This is a genomic window from Sphingomonas sp. IC4-52 (genome assembly GCF_020707225.1).
Lineage (GTDB): Bacteria > Pseudomonadota > Alphaproteobacteria > Sphingomonadales > Sphingomonadaceae > Sphingomonas.
This window is the reverse complement of the sequence record NZ_JAJFEU010000003.1, coordinates 259,474-280,887: the sequence shown is the minus strand read 5'-3', so window position 1 is coordinate 280,887 and position 21,414 is coordinate 259,474. Positions and strand designations below refer to the sequence as shown.

At 66.7% G+C, this 21,414-nt stretch carries 20 protein-coding genes; 12 read left to right on the top strand and 8 right to left on the bottom strand.

The window, feature by feature from the left end; all coding sequences use genetic code 11:
* Positions 1 to 22: 22 nt before the first annotated feature.
* Together LK535_RS10295 and LK535_RS10290 are read right to left on the bottom strand one after the other, a co-directional pair.
* Positions 23 to 673: an HAD-IA family hydrolase gene (locus LK535_RS10295; RefSeq protein ID WP_227771813.1), complete on the bottom strand. Its 651-nt coding sequence runs from the start codon at positions 671 to 673 to the stop codon at positions 23 to 25.
* Between the two features lie 106 nt (positions 674 to 779).
* Positions 780 to 1,700, bottom strand: a complete 921-nt coding sequence (locus LK535_RS10290; protein ID WP_227771812.1) for an SMP-30/gluconolactonase/LRE family protein — start codon at positions 1,698 to 1,700, stop codon at positions 780 to 782.
* Between the two features lie 153 nt (positions 1,701 to 1,853).
* Between LK535_RS10290 and LK535_RS10285 the strand changes: the two genes are divergently transcribed.
* Positions 1,854 to 3,506, top strand: a complete 1,653-nt coding sequence (locus LK535_RS10285) for a thiamine pyrophosphate-binding protein (protein ID WP_227771811.1) — start codon at positions 1,854 to 1,856, stop codon at positions 3,504 to 3,506.
* A 129-nt stretch (positions 3,507 to 3,635) separates the two neighbouring features.
* Here LK535_RS10285 and LK535_RS10280 read toward each other — a convergent pair whose 3' ends face one another.
* A complete protein-coding gene (locus LK535_RS10280) occupies positions 3,636 to 4,154 on the bottom strand; it encodes a YceD family protein (protein WP_227771810.1) in 519 nt (172 codons plus the stop codon).
* Positions 4,151 to 4,669 (bottom strand): ubiquinol-cytochrome C chaperone family protein, encoded by a 519-nt coding sequence (locus LK535_RS10275; protein ID WP_227771809.1) that lies wholly within the window; start codon positions 4,667 to 4,669, stop codon positions 4,151 to 4,153. The genes LK535_RS10280 and LK535_RS10275 overlap by 4 nt, the downstream gene beginning before the upstream one ends.
* A 108-nt stretch (positions 4,670 to 4,777) precedes the next feature.
* Here LK535_RS10275 and LK535_RS10270 point away from each other — a divergent pair, with 108 nt between their 5' ends.
* The 7 genes from LK535_RS10270 (at position 4,778) to LK535_RS10240 (ending at position 12,086) form a co-directional block, all read left to right on the top strand.
* Positions 4,778 to 5,239, top strand: a complete 462-nt coding sequence (locus LK535_RS10270; RefSeq protein ID WP_227771808.1) for an outer membrane protein assembly factor BamE — start codon at positions 4,778 to 4,780, stop codon at positions 5,237 to 5,239.
* A gap of 160 nt (positions 5,240 to 5,399) precedes the next feature.
* Positions 5,400 to 5,906, top strand: a complete 507-nt coding sequence (locus tag LK535_RS10265) for an RcnB family protein (protein ID WP_227771807.1) — start codon at positions 5,400 to 5,402, stop codon at positions 5,904 to 5,906.
* A 276-nt stretch (positions 5,907 to 6,182) separates the two neighbouring features.
* The gene (locus LK535_RS10260; protein WP_227771806.1) at positions 6,183 to 7,562 is read left to right on the top strand and encodes a glycosyl transferase family protein; all 1,380 of its coding nucleotides are present in this window, start codon (positions 6,183 to 6,185) and stop codon (positions 7,560 to 7,562) included.
* A gap of 458 nt (positions 7,563 to 8,020) precedes the next feature.
* Positions 8,021 to 8,617 (top strand): hypothetical protein, encoded by a 597-nt coding sequence (locus LK535_RS10255; RefSeq protein ID WP_227771805.1) that lies wholly within the window; start codon positions 8,021 to 8,023, stop codon positions 8,615 to 8,617.
* A 46-nt stretch (positions 8,618 to 8,663) separates the two neighbouring features.
* Positions 8,664 to 9,578 (top strand): sulfite exporter TauE/SafE family protein, encoded by a 915-nt coding sequence (locus tag LK535_RS10250; protein WP_227771804.1) that lies wholly within the window; start codon positions 8,664 to 8,666, stop codon positions 9,576 to 9,578.
* On the top strand, positions 9,575 to 10,333 hold the full coding sequence (locus LK535_RS10245) for a TIGR02186 family protein (RefSeq protein WP_227771803.1): 759 nt from the start codon (positions 9,575 to 9,577) through the stop codon (positions 10,331 to 10,333). The genes LK535_RS10250 and LK535_RS10245 overlap by 4 nt, the downstream gene beginning before the upstream one ends.
* A 91-nt stretch (positions 10,334 to 10,424) precedes the next feature.
* Positions 10,425 to 12,086: an ATP-binding protein gene (locus LK535_RS10240; RefSeq protein WP_227771802.1), complete on the top strand. Its 1,662-nt coding sequence runs from the start codon at positions 10,425 to 10,427 to the stop codon at positions 12,084 to 12,086.
* A 23-nt stretch (positions 12,087 to 12,109) separates the two neighbouring features.
* Here LK535_RS10240 and LK535_RS10235 read toward each other — a convergent pair whose 3' ends face one another.
* Genes LK535_RS10235 through LK535_RS10225 form a run of 3 tightly spaced genes read right to left on the bottom strand, consistent with a single transcriptional unit; the run spans position 12,110 to position 16,722 of the window.
* Positions 12,110 to 13,408 carry a dicarboxylate/amino acid:cation symporter gene (locus LK535_RS10235; protein ID WP_227771801.1) on the bottom strand — a complete coding sequence of 433 codons (1,299 nt, stop codon included), beginning with the start codon at positions 13,406 to 13,408 and terminating at the stop codon, positions 12,110 to 12,112.
* A 56-nt stretch (positions 13,409 to 13,464) separates the two neighbouring features.
* Positions 13,465 to 14,004, bottom strand: coding sequence for a SixA phosphatase family protein (locus LK535_RS10230; protein WP_227771800.1), 540 nt, complete (start codon positions 14,002 to 14,004; stop codon positions 13,465 to 13,467).
* Between the two features lie 12 nt (positions 14,005 to 14,016).
* Positions 14,017 to 16,722: an ATP-dependent DNA helicase gene (locus LK535_RS10225; protein ID WP_227771799.1), complete on the bottom strand. Its 2,706-nt coding sequence runs from the start codon at positions 16,720 to 16,722 to the stop codon at positions 14,017 to 14,019.
* 199 nt (positions 16,723 to 16,921) lie between these two features.
* Between LK535_RS10225 and sucC the strand changes: the two genes are divergently transcribed.
* From sucC to LK535_RS10210, 3 genes are all read left to right on the top strand, one after another.
* The gene (gene sucC, locus LK535_RS10220; protein ID WP_227771798.1) at positions 16,922 to 18,121 is read left to right on the top strand and encodes an ADP-forming succinate--CoA ligase subunit beta; all 1,200 of its coding nucleotides are present in this window, start codon (positions 16,922 to 16,924) and stop codon (positions 18,119 to 18,121) included.
* Between the two features lie 116 nt (positions 18,122 to 18,237).
* Complete coding sequence (locus tag LK535_RS10215; protein WP_227771797.1) at positions 18,238 to 18,987, top strand: electron transfer flavoprotein subunit beta/FixA family protein; 750 nt, start codon at positions 18,238 to 18,240, stop codon at positions 18,985 to 18,987.
* 76 nt (positions 18,988 to 19,063) lie between these two features.
* A complete protein-coding gene (locus LK535_RS10210) occupies positions 19,064 to 19,993 on the top strand; it encodes an electron transfer flavoprotein subunit alpha/FixB family protein (protein WP_227771796.1) in 930 nt (309 codons plus the stop codon).
* Positions 19,994 to 20,324: 331 nt separating this feature from the next.
* Here the strand turns inward: LK535_RS10210 and LK535_RS10205 are convergent, their stop codons facing one another.
* Complete coding sequence (locus LK535_RS10205) at positions 20,325 to 20,510, bottom strand: hypothetical protein (RefSeq protein WP_227771795.1); 186 nt, start codon at positions 20,508 to 20,510, stop codon at positions 20,325 to 20,327.
* Positions 20,511 to 20,845: 335 nt separating this feature from the next.
* Between LK535_RS10205 and LK535_RS10200 the strand changes: the two genes are divergently transcribed.
* A complete protein-coding gene (locus tag LK535_RS10200; RefSeq protein ID WP_227771925.1) occupies positions 20,846 to 21,403 on the top strand; it encodes a septal ring lytic transglycosylase RlpA family protein in 558 nt (185 codons plus the stop codon).
* Positions 21,404 to 21,414 lie beyond the last annotated feature (11 nt).

Genomic DNA, 21,414 nt, shown 5'->3' with positions numbered 1-21,414 from the left:
TCAGCTGATCGGGGGCGGCGGGTCAGAACGTCCCGCGCTCGACCCCCAGCGCATCGGCAAGCGCGTCGAGCGCCTGCGCCTCTCCCGTCACCTTGATCGCGTGCATGCCGAGCGCGGCGGCCGGCTTGCAGTTGATGCCGAGGTCATCGAGGTAGACGCAGTTTGCGGCAGGCTTGCCCAAGGTGGTCAGCATCAGTTCGTAGATGCGCGGATCAGGCTTGCGGATGCCGATCTTGCTTGATTCGATGACGTGATCGAACCGTTCCATCACGGCGGCGACCTTGGCTGCCTTTTCCGCGCTGCGCGACATGCCGGCGCCCTCGCCAGCGGGCACGTTGTTGGTGATGCAGCCGAGGCGGTAGCCGTTGGTCTTCAGCCAATCCAGCGCGTGCACCATGCGCGGGCGGATGTCGCCGGAAAGGAGCGAGAGCACGTCCTCGCCGCGCAGCTCATGACCGAGCACGCGCGCCTCCTCGGCAAATTGCGTGTCGAAGCCGGCGGCGTCGATCTCGGCACGTTCGAACAATGCCCAGGCGTTGTCGTCCGGGTTGGACGCGTTGATTCGGCGGATCAGATCGTGCGGAAGCCCGCGCTCGCGCTCCAGCCGGTTGAACGCCTCGAACGGTGACGAGGTGACCACCCCGCCGAAATCGAAAATGACGGTATCACGCATGGGGATGGTCCTTAACGGGCCGAACGGAGAAGGCAAACGGGCGACGCGCCGGGATCGCCGGGGGAGGCAGCGGGCCCCCGGCACGTCGGCCGGGGGCGAGCGCAGGTCAATATTCCAGCTTCAGGCCGGGGCGGTTCCAGCGCGTCTTCACCAAACGGCCGGTGCCCGACAGGGTGAGATACGCGTCACGCATGTCATCGCCGCCGAAGCAGATGTTGGTGGTGAAGATGTCGTCGGTGGCGACGAATTCGACCAGTTCCCCCTCCGGCGAGATCACGCTGATGCCGCATTCGCCGATCGTCGCGACGCAGATGTTGCCGGAAGCCTCCACCGCCAGCGAATCGAAGAACTTCCAGCCGGCAGGGCGATAGACCGGCGTCCCGGCGCCGCCGACGCCAGCGGAATCATCGACCTTGCCCGGCGCGGTCACGTCAAACTTCATAAGGCGGCAGGTGTAGGTTTCCGCGGCATAAAGCGTCTTCCCATCGGGGGAGAGGCCGCAGCCATTGGGGTTGTTGGAGGGGAAGATCACTTCTTCCAGGTGGCTGCCGTCCGCCTTGGCGTAGAAGATGCCAACGACGTCGTGGATGCGCTTGGCATAATCCATCTTGCCGTGATCGGTGAACCAGAAGCCGCCATGCGCATCGAACACGAGATCGTTGGGGCCGCGCAGCACGCAGCCGAAGTCGCCCGATTTGTAGAGCACCTCGACCTTGCCCGTCGCCGGGTCGATCCGTTCGATGCGCCCGCCCGAATAGTTGGAAGCGATGCCGCCCGGCGAGAGCATTCCGCGGTTCTCGTGCCAGTCGAAGCCGCCGTTGTTGCAGCAATAAAGCATTCCGTCGGGCCCAAGCGCGAGGCCGTTCGGACCGCCGCCAGGCTCAGCCACGGTTTCCTTGCGGCCATCGGGCGTGACCCGGGTGATGCGGCCCGGCTCGATCTCCACCAGCATGATGCTGCCGTCGGGCATCATCACGGGCCCTTCCGGAAAGCGCAGCCCGTCTGCGACCAGCTCGAAATCCGCCATGATCCTCTCCCAGCTATTTTGCGGCGGAGGATTGTCTAAGGCGATTGGCTTAGCAAGGGGATTGCGAAGCTGCTCGGGCGCCGGGTCCAGCGAGGGCAGCCCGTCGAGCGTTGGCGGTTTCCCTTGCCGCTTCGTCGCTCTACACACCCAGACATGGAGACACCCACCCGCACCGGCGGCCGCATTCTGGTCGATCAGCTCGTCGCACAAGGTTGCGATCGTATCTTCACCGTACCGGGCGAAAGCTTCCTCGCCGTGCTCGACGCGCTGGTGGATACGCCGGAGATTGAGGTGGTCACGTGCCGTCAGGAAGGCGGAGTGGCCTTCATGGCCTGTGCCGATGGCGCGTTGGTGCATCGTCCCGGCATCGCCTTTGTCACCCGCGGGCCGGGAGCGACCAACGCGGCGATCGGCGTTCATGTAGCGATGCAGGATTCGCAGCCGATGATCCTGTTCATCGGCGACGTCGACCGCGGCACGCGGGATCGTGAGGCGTTCCAAGAAGTGGATTTCGCCGCCATGTTCGGACCTATCGCCAAATGGGCGGCCAGGATCGACGACGCGCGCCGCATTCCGGAATATGTCGCGCGCGCCTATGCCACTGCCATGAACGGGCGGCCGGGCCCGGTGGTACTGGCCCTGCCCGAAGACATGCTGCTCGACGAGGTTGAGGCGGTCGACCGGCCGCGGGTGGAGCGGGTGGGACAAGCGCCAGACCCCGACGCCATGGAGCAACTTGCCGACCTGCTGGCAACGGCCGAGCGCCCGGTGGCGATCATCGGCGGCGCCGGCTGGGACGCGGCCGCCGGGCAGGACGTCGCTGCCTGGGGCGATCGCGCCGGCGTGCCGTTGGTGGCGGCGTTCCGCCGGCAGGATGCCGTTCCCAACGATTGCCCGGCCTATGCCGGTAACCTGGGCTATGGCCCGAACCCGGCGCTGGTCGACCGGGTAAAGGCGGCCGATCTGCTGTTGGTGATTGGTGCGCGGCTGGGCGAGGCGACCACCGACGGTTACACGCTGATCACGCCGGATCATCCCGGACAGCGGCTGGTGCATGTCCATCCCGATCCGGCCGAGCTTGGCATGACCTATCGCACCGATCTGGCGATCTGCGCGTCCATGGCGGAATTTGGCGAGGCGCTGGCGCTGGTGGACGGGCCAAGCCGCTCCCACGATCTGGAGGCGCATGACGATTATTGCGCCTGGGCGACGCCAAACGAGCGTCCCGGTGTAACGCTGGACCTCGGCCCCTGCGTGATGGCGATGCGCGCCGCGCTGCCGGCGGACACGATCATCTGCAACGGCGCCGGCAATTTCTCCGGCTGGTGGCATCGTTACTGGCCCTATGCCGGGCCGGGCACCCAATTGGCGCCGACCGCCGGGGCGATGGGCTATGGCGTGCCCGCCGCCGTGGCCGCCTCGCTTCGCCGCCCGGACCGCACGGTGGTTGCCGTGGCAGGCGACGGCGATTTCCTGATGAACGGGCAGGAACTGGCAACGGCGATCCAGCACGGCTGCGACATGCTCGTCATCGTGGTCGACAACGGCACCTATGGCACGATCCGCATGCATCAGGAGCGGGAGTTCCCGGAGCGGCAATCGGCCACGCGCCTGGTGAATCCGGATTTCGCGTTGCTGGCGCGCGCTTTTGGTGCCTGGGCCGAGACGGTCGAGCGGACCGACGATTTTGCGCCGGCACTGGCCCGCGCCATGAATGAAAAGGGCGTCCGCCTGCTCCACCTCAAGACCGACGTGGAGCAGATCACCGCCGGAACGACGCTGAGCGCGATACGGAACCGGCGCTAGGATCGCCTCGCGGCCGGAGTGAGGACTGCCGGCCGCGACCACGCGAGGCCCGGATCACTTCCGGGACGGGGAGTGAAGCAGGCGGCGGCCCTTGTCATCCGGGCGGATCGGCAGAGCACGCCCTAGGCGCTATTTTCTCGCAAGCTTTTCCTTGAGCCCCGCCAGTGCGCCGAACGGGCCCGCTTCGCCCTCGCTGAGCACGCCGGCTTCCTTCAGCGCCGCCTCCGCATTCGGACCGCGCGGGAAGGGATCGAGCGAGAGGGCGAGGGTTTCGGCAGCGACTTCGCCGAGATCGATGGCGGCCCCTTCGAGCGGCAGCACGTCAATGTCTGCGTCGTCGAGCTCCACCTCCTCGCCGCCGCCGAGATCGTCGACGAAGCGCAGGCGCGCTTCCTCATCGACGGCGGCGGGAAGTGACTCGCCGGTGATCGAGCAGGCCTGAGTGGCCGTGGCCAGGACGCGGCCGCTGACCAACACGCCCGCGGCATCCCGCCGCAGCACGAAATTGCCGCTCAGCCGCTCAATCCCGAGCAGGCCGAAGCGCTGGGCAAGCGCGGCGCGTTCGGTATCGCTCGCCTCGATCGTTTCGCTACGCTCGCCTTCGCCGATGGTGTCGATACGGATGGGGCGCGAGAATTCGGGAGTCATGCCAGACGTCCTTCACGCAGATCGGCCAGCGACACATCCTGCAGCGTGGCATGGAAACGCTGCAACTGCGCGCTGACATAGGAAGAAGCCTCCGCCGCCGGCGCATTGCCGCGCCAGAGGTTGCGGATCAGGGGCTCGCTGAGGTCGCCGGTGGCGATCGCGGTACGATAGGCGCCGAGCCGCCCCCCCAGCATGCCCATCATGCGCCCGACATGCTTGCCGACCACGATGTCCCCAAAGCCGATCTGGCGCACCTGCGCGTCCATGTCATCGACGAACCGCTCGGTAACGTCGGTTGCCAGCGTCGCGGCGGCCATGTCCCCCGGCGGCTCGGCCTCGATGCGCAGCATCACCATGGCGAGCACCGCCGCCACCATGTCGAACCGGCCATCCAGCGTGTCCGGCACGCCGCCATCCAAATACCAGTGCGGCTCGCGTGCCTTTGCAACCACCGCCGCATAAAGCGGAGCCGCAGCTTCACGGTCGCGCCGGCGGAATCGTTCAAGAAGTCCCAAGATCGTCTTGCCTGTCGTGCTTGTGTCGAGTGTCTGCCCCGCATATTGAGGGGATTGGCCGGCGGCGCAACGGCGCGCCGTATGCCCCACGCCATTTGCGGAGTAGCCATGCGTTTTCCCCTCCTGATCGCTGCGGCCATGGCGGTTGCCGCGTCGGCCTGCGCGCCGCTGCGCTCGCATCAGGGCTATATCGTCGACGCGGACCTGCTGAATGCCGTGCAGCCGGGGGTTGATACCCGCCAGTCGGTACTGGCGACGCTCGGCCAGCCGAGCTTCGCGGCCCAGTTCAATCAGGGCGATTGGTATTATGTGTCGCGCGACAGCCGCAACTATGCGTTCAACACTCCCAAGGTGCGCGAGCAGGTGACGGTTCAGATCAGTTTCGATCAGGCCGGCAATGTTTCCGCGATCCGCAAATGGGGCGCGGAGCAGGTCGCCTCGATCAGCCCGGCGAAGCGCACCACGCCGACGCTGGGACGCGAGCGCGGCTTCTTTGCCGATCTGTTCGGCAATATCGGCACCGTTGGCGCGGCAGGGGCGGGCGGCGGCGCGGGCGGAACCCGCCCGTAAGCGCAAAACTCACTGGCGAAGGGACGTGACGCCTACGTCACGATCCTTTCTGCTGGCTGACTGATGCATTCCCCGGCGGTTCAGGCGAATCGGGGCATATCTCCACTCACGGTGCGGCGTCCGGTTCGGTGTCGTGCCACATGGATGGAGGTTTCAGATCATGCGTAACTTGATCATTTCCGCGCTGATGGCAGCCACAGTGATCCCGGGCGTCGCCACGGCCCAATCCTATGGCGAACTGCGCCGTGACCGGCAGGAAATCCGCGAGGAGCGCCGCGACGTTCGTGAGGCGCAGCGCCGCGGCGATTGGCGCGATGTCCGTGAGGAGCGCCGCGAACTGCGCGATGCCCGCCGCGAATACCGCGAGGACCTGCGCGATCGCGAGCGCCGCTGGGGTCGGAACGACTGGCAATCTTATCGTTCGCAGAACCGGGCGCTGTATTCGCGCGGCAACTGGCGGGCGCCGTTCCGTTACAACAGCTGGCGACCGGGTGTACGCATTGCGCCGACCTATTACGGCCAGCGTTACTGGATCAGCGACCCGTGGCGTTACCGTCTGCCCCCGGCCCGTGCGAATGCGCGCTGGATCCGCCACTATAACGACGTCGTGCTCGTCGATTACCGTCGCGGCATCGTGCTGGACGTGATCCGCAACTTCTACTGGTAACCAGTGAAAAGCGGGCCGGGCGAGTGATCGCCCGGCCCGTTATGTGCCGACCAGAGCGGCCGCGCCGCTGCTACACACGACGCGGCCGGTGCCTGGCTTGGGTTCCGGCACTAGTCCCGAAAGGGGGTGGGACTAAGCGGCCGAACGCGCATGTCCCAATTTGGTTCGCCCGACCGAAACCAAATTGAACGCTTAACTCAGGTTAGTCCGTAAAACATTGTTCGACACCTTTCGATAAGGAAGGTTGGCCGCGCCGGATCGGGGGGCTGGTTGGCAATGGGGGGACTCGTCTTGACGGGGCTCGACGCACTTGTGCGCGAGCTTACGTTGTTTGCGGCTGTCGGCTTTCTGGTCGGCGGGATCGGCGATCTGGTTGTCGACCTTGCGTGGCTGTCGCACCGGCTGCGCCATGGCACCACGCGGCGGCCGATCAGCAGCCTGCCCGCGCCTGCCGCCGAACAGCCTGGCGGGCTGGCGATCTTCGTACCGGTGTGGGACGAGGCGTTGGTAATCGGCGCCATGCTGCGAACGGCACTCGCCCGATACGCGCAACCGCACTTTCGCATCTACGTCGGCTGCTATCCCAATGACCGGGCGACCATCGACGCGGTCGTGGCCGTGGCGGAACGCGATCCAAGGGTGTGCCCGGTGATCGGGTCGCGGCCGGGGCCAACGACCAAGGCGGACAATCTCAACACGATGTGGCGTGCGATGCGGCGCGATGACGTCGCGTCGGGCGAGCGGACGCGTGCGGTGGTCCTCCATGATGCCGAAGATGTCGTGCATCCCGCCGAGCTGCGCGTTTTCGATGCACTGATCGACCAGCACCCGCTGGTGCAGATCCCAGTGCTGCCGTTGATCGATCGGGAGGCGCGGCTGGTGTCGGGCCATTACGCCGATGAGTTCGCCGATTCGCACGGGCGCCAGATGGTGCTGCGCGCCGCATTGGGGGCCGGCCTTCCGCTGTCCGGGGTCGGCTGCGCGATAGCCGTTGAGGTGTTGGAAGCGCTTGCCGATGCCCATGGTGCTCCGTTCGATCAGAACAGCCTGACCGAGGATTATGAGCTGGGCCTGCGCGCGGGAGCGCTCGGCTATGCGGCGTGCTTCGCGCGGGTGGAGGATGTCGACGGAGAGCTGGTGGCGGTTCGCGCCTTCTTCCCGTCGACCTTGACGGCCGCCGTTCGGCAGAAGGGCCGCTGGATGACGGGCATTGCGCTCGCCGGCTGGGACCGGATCGGCTGGGCGCGCGCGACGCACCTTGCAGACCATTGGATGCGGATGCGCGACCGGCGTGCGCCGATTGCCGTGATCGTGCTTGCCGCCGCTTATCTGGCGTCGGTCGGTTGGGGACTGTCGGCGGTGGTTCATCTTGCCACGGGCCTGCCGACGCCTCCCGTTGATCGAGGGCTGCAGGCGATCCTCAACGTCAATGCCGGCTTGCTGGTGTGGCGGCTTGCCTGGCGGGCAGCATCCACGGGGCGCGCTTATGGGTGGCGGGAGGCGCTCTGGTCGCTGCCGCGCGCGGTGATCGGCAATCTGATCGCGATGTTCGCCGCAATCCGAGCAGCGGGCCAATATGCCCGGCTGCTGACGGGTGCGCCGCCGCACTGGGACAAGACGACCCATGTCTTTCCAGGCGAGGCGACGCCGCTGTGAGCGGGAGCGGCCGGCCGCTTCGGTTCCTGGTGAGCCTTCTCGCGCTCTGGGTGGGAATGCGCGTGTTTCAGTTGTGGCCAGTCGACGACTCGATCCGGGCGGCCGAGAGGCTGAGACCTTCGGCCGTGGTCGAGCGTCCGGGGCACTCCGGCAAAGTGGCGGACCAGCGCAGTCCGACGCGCCGCCCCGTGGCGTTGTCGCGTCTGGATGGATCGCGCGTGGCCGTTGGTCGGCACAGGGCGCAGCGACCTTGGCCGACATTCCATACCACGCCTGTTCGGCCGAGCGCGGCAAGGACTTCGCAAGCCGCGAGTGCGCTCCATGACGCCGTGGGCGTGCAAGCGGGACCACGGCCGGGCAACACCGGTTTCGTACCTCACGCTAGCCCGCCGTCCGCGATACCGGGAGCGCCGCTTGCTCGACCATCTGCTGGGTCGCGCCTTCGCGGAAGCGGCTGGATGATCGTGCGCGGTGGCGAGACTGCCCCGTTCGTGCCGCAGCTGGGCGGGAGCCAGGCCGGTGTACGGATGACCTATGCGCTTGATCCCGAGGCTCGGCTGGCGGTGGCGGGCCGGTTCTCCACGGCGCTTCGCGGCCGACAGCGGGAAGCGGCGATCGGGCTGGACTGGCAGCCGACGCGCTTGCCGGTGCACGTGATCGCCGAACAGCGCGTCGGCATCGAGCAGGCGCGCGGCGGACCCTCGGTCGGGCTCATCGGCGGATTCGGGCCGACCAGCGTGGCCGGGCCGATGATGCTGGACGGCTATGCCCAGGCCGGCGTGATCGCCCGCGATGGCGCCGAGGGCTTCGCCGATGGCGCGGTGCGCCTGTCCCGCACCGTCGCGCAAGTCGGCGCCGCTCGATTGGAACTTGGGATCGGCGCGTGGGGCGGTGCGCAGCGGGGGGCGGCGCGACTCGACGCCGGGCCGACCGCGAGCGCCGTGCTGCCGATTGCGAAGGTGAGCCTGCGGCTGTCGCTCGAATGGCGGCAGCGGCTGGCCGGCCGGGCAGCGCCGGCCTCCGGACCTGCCTTGTCGATCGGCACCGATTTCTGACCGCAAGCGCTTCCGCGCCGCGCCCGATCGGCATATCGGGAGGGGAATGGATCTGTACCTCCCGATCGCGAACCTTTCGGTCAACGCGCTCGTGATCATCGCCCTGGGCGGTGGAGTCGGGCTCCTGTCCGGCATGTTCGGCGTCGGCGGCGGCTTTCTCACCACCCCGCTGCTGATCGTGTACGGCATCCCGCCCACGGTGGCGGCCGCCTCGGCCGCCAGCCAGGTGACCGGCGCGAGTATCTCAGGCGTGTCTGCCTATTACCGACGCGGCGGTGTCGACGTGAAGATGGGCGGGGTGATGGTGATCGGCGGCGTGCTGGGTTCGCTGTTCGGTGCGTGGCTGTTCCGCCTGCTGCAAGCGTCCGGCCAGATCGATACGGCGATCGCAATCACCTACGTCCTGCTGCTCGCGTCCATCGGCGGGCTGATGCTGAAGGAATCGCTGGAAGCGGTAGCCGTCACCCGCGGGCGGCGGGCCGCGCCGCCACGGCGCCGGCGGCACCACCCGCTCGTCGCCTCGCTGCCGTTCAGGATGCGATTCTACCGCTCGGGCCTGTATATCTCGCCGCTCGCGCCGCTGTTGCTGGGCTTCGGGACCGGCATTCTCACCATCCTGCTGGGCGTGGGTGGCGGGTTCGTGCTGGTGCCGGCGATGATCTACCTTTTGGGCATGGCCACGCAGGTGGTGGTGGGTACCTCGCTGTTTCAGATCCTGTTCGTTACCGCCGCCGCCACCATGGTGCATGCCGTGACGACCAAGGCGGTGGACATCGTGCTGGCCGGGCTGCTGCTGATCGGCTCGGTGATCGGCGCACAGGTCGGGGCTCGCTTCGCGGCAAAGGCCCGGCCGGAATATCTGCGGCTGGCACTGGCGCTGATGGTGCTGCTGGTGGCGGGGCGCATCGCGCTGGGGCTGGGCTGGCGACCCGACGAAATCTACTCGATCGAGCTGTCGTGAAGCGGATCGCGTTGATCCTGGCGGCCCCGTTGCTGCTCGCCCAGGCGAAGCCGGTGCTGGTGCCCGATGTGTCGCAGCGCGAAATCCGTATCGCCTATAGCTTTACCGGTGCCGAGCTCCTGTTGTTCGGGGCGATCCTTTATCCCGGCGGCAAACTGCCGGATGACGAACATGCGACCGATCTGGTCGTGGTGGTGAAGGGGCCGGTCCAGTCGATCACGGTTCGCGAGAAGGAAAAACTGGCCGGCGTGTGGGTGAACGCGCAGGCGCTGCGCTATCGTTCGGCGCCCAGTTTCTACGCGATCGCCTCGTCGCGGCCGATCAAGCGGATCGTCGATGATCGTACCCGTGCAATCTACGAACTGGGGCTGGACAGCCTTCAGCTTTCGCCAGCCTCGTCCGCGGCGCCGACCGTGCAGGACCGGTTCGCGCGCGGCCTGGTGGACCTGCGGCGCCGGGCCGGGCTTTACGTCGAAGCGCCCGGTGCGGTGGAGATCACCGAAGGCGTGCTGTACCGCGCCCGCGTCAGCATTCCCGCACGCGTCCCGGTGGGGCAGTTTACCGCAGAGACGTTCCTGATCCGCGACGGCAAGGTGCTGGCGGCGGCGGTCCGCGAAATCACCGTCGAGAAGGCCGGCTTCGAACGCTATGTCGCGCGCGCGGCGGAGCGCAACGCCATCCCTTACGGGCTGGTCGCGGTTGCCATGTCCGTTCTGCTGGGCTGGGGCGCCGGCCGGCTCGCGCAGCGCGTGTAACTCACCGAAAGACCGGCCAAATCGCCAATCACCGTCTGTTTACGCTTCGGCTCTAAACCAGAGGGGATGGGAAAGGCCGCAGGAACCCACCATGAGTGAAATGCCGACGCCGCAGGCGTTCGAGCAGGCGATTGCTGCTGCGCAGGCGCGCCGGCCGATCGACCTGGAACCGATCGGCGTTGTGGTGGAAATCGCCGGTTCGTCCAGCCAGGTCCTGTTCGATTCCGCAGCGCTTGCGGGGCTTGCCGGCCATGCTGACCCGGTAATCGCCAGCGGTGGCCAGGTGGGCGGGCAGATCAAGGTGAGGGTCGGTGCGTCCTGGCTGATCGCCAACATCCGATCGCTGCGGCTCGAGGATTTCAACACCGGTCGGATCGTCGCCTCCATCGACTTCCTGGGCGAGGGCGATGAAGAGAAACTGACGGGCAAATTATACCAGTTCCGGCGCGGCGTGACTCGCTATCCGACGCCCGGCGCTGAGGTTTACCCCATTTCCAGTGCTGACCTGCGGCAGGTCTATGCCGCGGAGGGACGTGCCCATGTGGAGATCGGCAGCGTCTATCCCGCCAATGATATTCGCGCCGCTTTGTATGTCGATGCGATGCTGGGCAAGCATTTCGCGCTGCTCGGCTCCACCGGCACTGGCAAGTCGACGTCGGCTGCGCTGATCCTGCACCGGATCTGCGAGCTGGCGCCGCAAGGCCATGTGGTGATGATTGATCCCCATGGGGAATATGCCGCGGCGTTCCGTACCAACGGGGCGATCTATGACGTTTCGAACCTTCAGATGCCGTACTGGCTGATGAACTTCGAGGAACATTGCGAAGTGTTCCTGACCACGCAGGGGGCAGAGCGGCAGGTCGACGCGGACATCCTGGCCAAATGCCTGCTCGCCGCCCGCGGCAAGAGCCGCGTTGGCAGCGAGATCCCCAAGCTGACGGTGGATGCGCCAGTCCCGTATCTGCTCAGCGACCTGACGAACCTGATCCAGCTGGAAATGGGCAAGATGGACAAGGCGTCCAACACGGCGCCCTATCTGCGGCTCAAGACCAAGATCGACGAGATCCGGGCCGATCCGCGCTACAGCTTCATGTTCTCGGGCATGCTGGTGGCGGATACGATGGGAGACTTCATCCGTCGCGTCTTTCGCCTGCCGGGCGATGGGCGCCCGATCTCGATCATCGACGTGTCGGGCGTGCCGAACGAGATCACGTCCGTGGTCGTCGCGGTGCTCAGCCGCATGGTGTTCGACTTTGCGATCTGGTCACGCAACGAGCCGCAGCGGCCGATCCTGCTCGTCTGCGAGGAAGCGCATCGCTACATTCCACGCAGCGAAGATGGCTCTTCGGTGGGCCGCATCCTGAGCCGGATCGCCAAGGAAGGGCGTAAATACGGCGTGTCGCTGGGGTTGATCACGCAGCGGCCGTCCGACCTGGCGGAAGGCGTGCTGTCGCAATGCGGTACGATCATTGCCATGCGGCTGAACAACGATCGCGACCAGGCCTTCGTGCGGGCGGCGATGCCGGAGGGTGCGCGCGGCTTCCTCGACTCCATCCCCGCGCTGCGCAATCAGGAATGCATCATCTGCGGCGAAGGCGTGGCGATTCCGATCCGAGTCGCCTTCGACCGACTGGAAGAGGCGAAGCGCCCTGCCTCGGCTGATCCCGTCTTCTCGCAATTGTGGCGCGACGTCGGGCATGAGGACGAGATCATCCACCGCACCATCCAGAAGTGGCGGGCGCAGGGGCGGTGACGCGCGAGGGCTGACGCCGGCGGCTAAGCGCTTCGGGTTGCCGGTGCGGGCGGGTGGTCCCGACCGGCAACCATGGTAGCGATGGCGAGATCGCCGGTGACGTTCAGGGCGGTGCGGCACATGTCGAGCAGCCGGTCGACCCCAAGCACCAGGCCGATGGCGGTTGGCGGCACCCCGACCATGCCAAGGATGATCGCCACCACCGGCAGCGATCCCGCGGGCACACCGGCCGTGCCGACCCCGCCCAGGATGCAGACGAGCATCACGGTGAGCTGCTGCAGGAGCCCGAGCTCAACCCCGAAGAACTGTGCGAGGAAGATGACAGTCACGCCTTCGAAAATCGCGGTGCCGTTCTGGTTCGCGGTCGCGCCGATGGTGAGAACGAAGCGGGCGACGCGGCGGGGCAGCCCGAGCTCGCTTTCCGCGATTCGCAAGCTGGTCGGCAGGGTCGCGTTCGACGACGCGGTGGAGAAGGCCATCACCATCGCCTCCTGACTGCCGCGGAAGAAGGCGAGCGGGCTCATGCCGGCGGCGAGCCATACGCCCAGCGAATAGACGATGATGAGCTGGATCAGCAGCGCACCCAATACGGTGGCCATGTAGGCGCCGAGCCGCACCAGGATATCCGCCCCGAACAGCGCGGCCAGGTTGAACATGAAGCAGGCGACGGCAATCGGGGCGAGACGGATGACATAGCCGATCAGCGTCATCGTCACCTCAAGCAGGCCCTCGATCGCATTTTGCAGCCCTTCGGTCTTTTCCGAACGCGCAAGTACGATGCCGATGCCAAAGGCGAGGGCGAAGAACATCACCGCCAAAATGTCATCGTCCGCCGCGGCGCGGATCACGTTGGCGGGGATGATGCCGAGCACCGAATCAAGCGCGCCGGGCGCCTCGCGCGATTTCTGGACGATCGAGGCGGCGCCTTCGCCCGCCTGCGCCACGAACTCGCGCGCCATCGCTGGATCCACGCCCTCGCCCGGACGCAGCAGATTGACCAGCGCCAGACCGATCGCGACCGACAGGCCCGACAGGATGATCGTGAAGATCAGCGTGCGGACACCGACCCTGCGCAGCGCGGCAATGTCCCCCATCTCCGCCACGCCGGTGACGAGCGCCGCGAAGAGCAGCGGGATGACCAGCATGAACAGGAGGCGAAGGAAGATCTGCCCGATCGGGCCGGTGACATAGGTGGTGATGCTCTCCACCCAGCTGGCGTCGCCAGCGGTGAGCTTCACGATCAGGCCGCCGATCAGGCCGATGGCGAAACCGGCCAGCATCTGGAGGTGCAGGGGAAATCGTGTCGGCGCCGTATCGTTCATGCGGCGCTGAACGCCCGAGCGCAGCGGGCGGGCCCGACCCGGTGATGAGCCGGATCCTACTCCTCGCTCGGCCCCAGCGAGGGATCGAGATCACGCGGGCGAATGAACCGCGTCAGCGTGCCCGAGGCAGGGGCGATGCTTGCCCAGTCATCGACGTCGAAGGTCAGCTCCGCGACGGTAGCGGTGGGATATTTCAGCTCGGCCTCGCGAACCAGCGACGGATCACCGCCGCCCATCAGCAAGAGAACGAAATCCTCGAGGCCCGGATTGTGCCCGATCATCAGCAGGTGCCCGGCGTCAGCCGGCGATTCGCGGGCGACGTCCAGCAGGGTGGCGGATGAAGCAAGGTACAGCCGCTTGTCCCAGGCGGGCTCGATTGCCGCGCCATAGCCGGCGGCGACCTCGGCAATCGTCTGGACGACGCGCTCTGCCGGGGAGGCAACGATATGGTCGTAGCGCAGTCCGAGCCGACGCAGGTGGGCGCCGACGACCTGTGCCGCCTTTCGACCCTTCGCATTGAGCGGCCGGTCGAAATCGCGCGCGACAGTATCATCCCAGCCCGATTTGGCGTGGCGCAGCAGCGTCAACGTCTTCAAGCTTGATCTCCGTCAGGGTGCGGGAGCCGCCTCATGCCCGAAGGTTGCGCGCGAGGAAAGCCGGGATGCGACTCGCGCGATCGCCTCATCCAGCGGAACGCGCGCGATTGGCACACCCGGAGGGAATGCTTCGAGCAGGCGCGAGGGCGTTGCCGCCGACAGAAGAACAAAGACGCCGCGATCCTCCGCCGATCGGATCAGCCGCCCGAAGGCTTGCGCCATGCGGGCCCGGACGATGCGATCGTCATAGGCGCTGCCACCGTTGGCGAGGCGCCGGGCGGCGTGAAGGACCGTCGGCTTTGGCCATGGCACACCTTCCATCACGACGAGCCGCAGCGAATGACCGGGGACGTCCACCCCGTCGCGCAGCGCGTCGGTGCCCAGCAGCGAGGCGTGGGGATCATCCCGGAAGATGTCGACCAGCGTGCCGGTGTCGATCGGATCGACATGCTGTGCCAGCAGCGGGAGCCCGGCGCGGGCGAGCCGATCGGCAATGCGGGCATGGACTCCACGAAGTCGGCGAATGGCGGTGAACAACCCAAGGGTGCCGCCCCCTGCCGCCTCGATCAGCCGGGCATAGGCGCCCGCCAGCGCCGGCACGTCGCCGCGCTTCACGTCTGTCACCACCAGCACCTCGGCCCGCGCGGCATAGTCGAACGGGCTTTCGGCCTGGAAGCGGACGGCAGGGCGCGCGAGATGCGGCGCGCCCACGCGGGCCTCCGCCGTTTCCCAAGTGCCGCCGGCGGTGAGGGTGGCAGAGGTGACGAGCGCGCCATGCGATGGCTTCAGCACGATTTCGGCAAAGGGGCGCGTCGGATCGAGCCAGCGGCGGTGCAGCCCGATGTCGAACTCGCGGCCCTCGACGCGATCCACAGCGAGCCAGTCAACGAAGTCCGCGCTTGCCGGGCCGCCGATGCGAGCGATCAGCGACAGCCACGCGGCAACGATCTCCGCACGCCAGCCAAGCGAGGCAATGGCGCCCTCCACCCGCGCACGGGCCGCGCCATCGAGCCAATCCGGCGCATCCGCCAGCACGGCCTCCAGCCTTTTCCCCAAAGCAACCAGCGGCCGGTACAGCGCGTCCAACGCCTCCGCAGCGGGGCCCGCCGCCTCGATCAGCTCCGGCGACGGCTCGGCGAGCTCTGTTTCCAGCCCGTAGCCGGCATCTTCTGCCCCCTCGGCACGCGCATAGGTGAGGCCGCGAACGCTCGCGAGCAGCGTTTCGATCGGCCCGAACGGTGCGCCCTCGGCCAATCGTTGCAGCCAGCCATCGGCGGCGAGGCCTTGCGCGGCCTTTACCGCATCGGAGATCGCCTGCGCGCCGGCCTCGTCATAGCTTGCGACATCGGAGAGGCGCGCAGCAAGGCCGCGACGTCGACCCCGGCTGCCCGCCTCCGGCCCGATGATCCACCGGCGCAGCTCGATGGTTTCCTGCCCGGTAAGCGCGGTGGCGAACATCGAGTCGGCGGCATCGAACAGATGATGCCCCTCGTCGAACACGTAACGGGTCGGACGAGTCGCCAGTTCACGCCCACGCGCCGCATTGACCATCACCAGCGCATGATTGGCGATGACGATGTCCGCTTCCGCAGAAGCGCGTGCGGCGCGCTCGATGAAGCATTTCCGATAGTGCGGGCAGCCGGCATAGACGCATTCGCCGCGGCGATCGGTGAGCGCCGTCGACCCGTTGCGCCGGAACAATGTGGTGAGCCAGCCGGGCAAGTCCCCGCCAACCATATCGCCATCCGCGGTATAGGCCGCCCAGCGCGCCACGAGGTGAGCCAGGATCGCGGCCCGCCCGGCAAAGCCACCCTGCAGCGCATCCTCGAGATTAAGAAGGCACAGGTAGTTCTCACGACCCTTGCGGGTCACGACCTTGCGACGGCGGACGGCCTCGTCGGGATAGATCCGCCGCGTTTCACGGCTGAGCTGACGTTGCAGCGCCTTGGTATAGGTGGAGACCCACACCGCGCCGCCCGCGGCATCCGACCAGAGGCTGGCCGGCGCGAGATAGCCGAGGGTCTTGCCGATCCCGGTCCCCGCTTCGGCGAGCACGAGATTGGGCGCGTCGCGCGCAGGGCGCGGCGCGAAGGCGCCGGCGGCTGCCTGAGCAAAGGCGCGCTGGCCGGGCCGAGTCTCGGCGCCGGGGCCGACAAGGTCAGCCAGCGCTTGCTGCGTGGCGTCGGCGGCAAGTGTGACCGTGCGCGGCGCGGGCCGGGGCGCCGCTTCATCCCATTCGGGCAGCTTCGAGAACAGCCAGCGTTCGTCCCGCGCGGGCTTGCGCAGGCGATCGACCAGCAACGGTGCCCACGACCAGCGCAGGCGGAACAGCGACTGGGCTGCACTCCATGCGCCCTCGCGCTCGCGCCAGTCACCTTCAGGGATGGCAAGGAGCGGCTGAGTCGCGGCGAGGAGAAACGGGGCAACCGCGCCATCATCCGCCGGCAGCTCCAAGCCGGTGGCAGCAGCGAGCCCCTTTGGCGTCGGCACCATGAAGCTCGCCGGGCGGAGAAAGGCGAACAGTTCCAGCAGATCAAGGCCGGAAAGGTCGGCATAGCCCAGCCGCTGGCCGACCAGCGGCGCATTCATCATGATCATCGGCGTGTCCGCAGCGGCGCGGATCGCCTCTCCCCTGGAAACCGCTCGCACTTCCCCGCCGTGCGCGATCCAGATGCCGGTATGGCTCGCATGAAGCGCCGGGTAGGGGAGCGAGATCACGCCGGATGATATAGAACAAAGCGGCAACCGGCGCTAGGGCGCTGTCCTGAACGCCCTTGTTGAAATTGCGACGCAAGTGCAAAGATAGTTGTGGCAGCGGCATCGTATTGCCTTCGACAAAGCGCACGCGAAGGCTGGATTCAGCGGCCCCCCTGTGCTTAAGGCCCACTGTTTTCGGTTTTGTAAGGCGAGCCCCGGCATGAACATTCATGAATATCAGGCCAAGGAACTGCTGGCGAAGTTCGGCGTGCCCGTTCCCGCGGGCTATGCGGCAATGAGCGTCGAGGAAGCGATTGAAGCCTCCAAGAAGCTGCCGGGGCCGCTGTACGTCGTGAAGGCACAGATCCACGCTGGCGGGCGCGGCAAGGGCAAGTTCAAGGAACTGCCGGCGGAGGCCAAGGGTGGCGTCCGCCTCGCCAAGACCGAGGACGAGGTTCGCCATGCCGCGACCGAGATGCTCGGCAACACGCTGGTGACGATCCAGACGGGTGATGCCGGCAAGCAGGTCAATCGCCTGTACGTCACCGACGGCGTTGATATCGCCAAGGAATTCTACCTGGCCCTGCTCGTCGATCGCGCGACCGGCCGCGTCGCCTTTGTTGTGTCGACCGAGGGTGGCATGGACATCGAGACCGTCGCGCATGACACGCCGGAGAAGATCCACACCTTCTCGGTCGACCCCGCGACCGGTTTTCAGCCGCACCATGGCCGCGCCGTCGCGAATGCGCTGGGCCTCACCGGCGACCTCGCCAAGCAGGCGCAGAGCCTCGCAGGGAAGGTCTATGACGCCTTCCTCGGCACTGATGCGGCGCAGATCGAAATCAACCCGCTGGCGGTGACCGACGACAACAAGCTGATGGTGCTCGACGCCAAGGTCGGCTTCGACGGCAACGCCATGTTCCGCCACAAGGATCTCGCCGAACTGCGCGATGAGACCGAGGAAGATCCGGCCGAGCTGGAAGCGTCGAAGTACGACCTCGCCTACATCAAGCTCGATGGCGACATCGGCTGCATGGTGAACGGCGCCGGCCTCGCCATGGCGACGATGGACATCATCAAGCTGAACGGCATGTTCCCGGCGAACTTCCTCGACGTCGGTGGCGGCGCTTCGAAGGAGAAGGTCACCGCGGCGTTCAAGATCATCCTTGCCGATCCGAACGTGAAGGGCATCCTCGTCAACATCTTTGGCGGGATCATGAAGTGCGACATCATCGCCGAGGGCATCGTTGCCGCGGCGAAGGAAGTTAATCTGTCGGTGCCGCTTGTCGTTCGGCTCGAGGGTACCAATGTCGAGAAGGGCAAGGAAATCCTCGCGAATTCCGGCCTCGCCATCGTTCCCGCGAACGATCTGGGCGATGCCGCGCAGAAGATCGTCGCCGAGGTGAAGAAGGCGGCGTAAGTTTCGACTGATCGTTCTCCATCGTCATGCCGGCTCCGGCCGGCATCTCCCCGACATGGAGCGCGACGCAACCGGGAGACCCCGGCGCTGGCCGGGGTGACGCTTGGGAGAGTGGAATGAAGGTTCTGGTGCCGGTCAAGCGCGTGCTTGACTATAACGTGAAGCCCCGCGTGAAGGCGGACGGGACGGGGGTCGATCTGGCCAACGTCAAGATGAGCATGAACCCGTTCGACGAGATCGCGGTCGAGGAAGCCATCCGCCTGAAGGAAAAGGGCGTGGCAACCGAGATCGTGGTGGTGTCGATCGGCGAGGCGAAGGCGCAGGAAACGCTGCGTACCGCGCTTGCCATGGGTGCGGATCGCGCGATCCTCGTCACCTCTGACGACAAGGTCGAGCCGCTCGCCGTCGCGAAGATCCTGAAGGCGGTTGCCGCCGAGGAACAGCCGCAGCTCATCATCCTGGGCAAGCAGGCGATCGACGACGACAACAACCAGACCGGCCAGATGCTCGCCGGCCTGCTCGGCTGGGGCCAGGGCACGTTCGCGTCCAAGGTCGAAGTGTCGGGCGAGACCGTCAAGGTTACCCGCGAAGTCGATGGTGGTCTCGAAACCGACAACTTCAAGCTGCCGGCGATCGTCACCACCGATCTTCGCCTGAACGAGCCGCGCTACGCCTCGCTGCCGAACATCATGAAGGCAAAGTCGAAGCCGCTCGCGACGAAGACCGCCGCCGATTACGGCGTCGACACGAGCCCACGCGTTAAGACGCTGAAGGTCGTCGAGCCGGGCAAGCGCCAGGCGGGCGTCAAGGTCGCCGATGTCGACGAGCTGGTGATGAAGCTCAAGGCGATGGGCGTCGCCAAGTAAGCGCAACGCCGGTCACTGATCCCGTTCCGGGTGCCGCGTGGACGCGGCCCCGACGGGGAGAGGAAAGAGGTTCAAGATGAAGACTCTGGTTTGGGTCGAGCACGACGGTTCGACCGTCAAGGATGCCACGCTCGCCGCGGTGACCGCCGCGTCGAAGCTGGGCGAAGTTCACCTGCTGGTCGCCGGCAAGGGTGTCGACGGCGTGGCACAGGCAGCCGCCAAGATCGCTGGCGTGGGCAAGGTCCACGTCGCTGACGACGACGCCTATGCGCATGCGCTGGCCGAAAACGTCGCGCCGCTGGTCGTCGAGCTGATGGGCCATCACGACGCGTTCGTCGCGCCGGCCACCACCTCGGCCAAGAACATCGCGCCGCGCGTCGCTGCGCTGCTGGACGTGATGCAGATCTCCGAAGTGCTCTCGGTTGAGAGCGAGGACACCTTCACCCGCCCGATCTATGCCGGCAATGCGATCGCGACCGTGCAGACGTCGGACGCGAAGAAGGTTCTGACCGTCCGCACCACTGCCTTCGAAAAGGCGGCGGCAGAGGGTGGCTCGGGCACTGTCGAGGCGGTTGCGTCGACGGGCGATAAGGGCCTGTCCACCTACGAAAGCTCGGAAATCGCCAAGAGCGCACGTCCGGAACTCGCCAGCGCGAAGATCATCGTCTCGGGTGGCCGCGCGCTTCAGAATGGCGAGAACTTCTCCAAGATCATCGAGCCGCTGGCCGACAAGCTCGGCGCCGGCGTTGGCGCCAGCCGCGCGGCGGTGGACGCCGGCTTCGTGCCGAACGACTATCAGGTCGGCCAGACCGGCAAGATCGTCGCTCCGGAAGTGTATATCGCAGTCGGCATTTCCGGCGCGATCCAGCACCTTGCCGGCATGAAGGATTCCAAGACCATCATCGCCATCAACAAGGACGAGGATGCGCCGATCTTCCAGGTCGCCGACATCGGCCTGGTCGGCGACCTGTTCAAGGTGGTTCCGGAGCTGACTGAGAAGCTCTGAGCGGGCCTGCGCTGGCCCGGGGTTCGCCGGGTCAGGGCGCCCGGCTCCGCTGCTCGTGAAGTTACCAGCGAAGTAAAAAGAAGGGGCGGCGCTGACGGCAGCGTCGCCCCTTCTTTATTTCCGACCGGCCCCTGTTCGCAGCCGGCGCTCATCATTTCCGCGATTTGCCGGGCGGCTCCTCCGCGGGCATCGATTGGCGCTCGTTTTGTTAGGGCCGGCGCTGAGGTGCGCGGGCTTCCAGGGCTTCCCGGCACGAGCGCTCGATCCGCCCTATGCAGCGGTCGACGCCTGGCGGCCGACCGCGGGCAAGCTCCGGCGCGTGACTATCGTCTCACGAGGGGTTGCGGCCAGTGCCGAGGTCTGCGCGATGCCATGCGATCGCCTGCGCGAGTTCGTGCTGTTGGGCGAGCCCGAGATGCGCCGCCTGCGCGCGCGTGTCTTGAGCCCGCTTGGCGGCGCGACGCTCCGCAATGGCGCGTTCCCGATGATAGAGATCCAGCTGATCCTCTTCCGTCATCATCGCCGCTCCCGAATGATTGATCACATACCTCGCGCGGTGAGATTCCGCCTCGGTCAGCCACGATGATCAGCGCTCAGGCGTAAACGCTTGATCGCCTCATCCCTGTTGTTCTTGCCGCAATTTGCGTGCTTGGCGGGGTTGGCAGCGTTGTGATGCGCTGTCGCGCCCACCGTCTTTTCACCGTCTCCGGTTAACGGATCAACCTGCGCGACGTGGATTTCCGTTCGCCCGCTTTCTCGCTGCGTCTCGCAGTACGGCCGGTTCCGCTCCACACGCCGGAACGCTACCAGAAGCGCATGATCATTCCAGGCATAAGGGGCGGCCGAGCGGTCATGCTGGTGAGCGGGGCACTGGCGCTCGCTGGCTGCAGCACGGCCCGATACCGACCCGTGAGCGACACCCCTGTGGTGGTCGGAAAGCCCTATACCATTCGAGGGGTGACATACCGCCCTGCGGCAGACCCGGACTTTGACGTGCTGGGATATGCCAGCTGGTACGGTGCGGAAAGCGGCAACCGAGTGGCTCTGGGCGAACGGTTCCGCCCCAAATGGATCACGGGAGCGCACACCACGCTCCCGCTGCCGACCTATGTCGAAGTGACCGCGCTGGACACCGGCCGTACGATCCTGGTGAGGATCAATGACCGCGGGCCTTTCGCGCGCGGGCGGATCCTCGATCTCTCCCGGGGGGCGGCGGAGCAGCTTGGAATGCGGGGCGCAGGGGTGGCGGCCGTCCGGGTGCGGCGCGTCGATCCGCCTGAAAAGGAGCGCGCGCGACTGCGCAAGGGCAAGCCCGTCGCCGAGCGGCCACGGCTGAGCGAGGCGGCGCTCGCGTCATTGCGGGCGCAGCTGGCGCAAGGCGTGCGCCAAGGGCTGGTCCAGGCGCCCTGATGGGTCTTGGG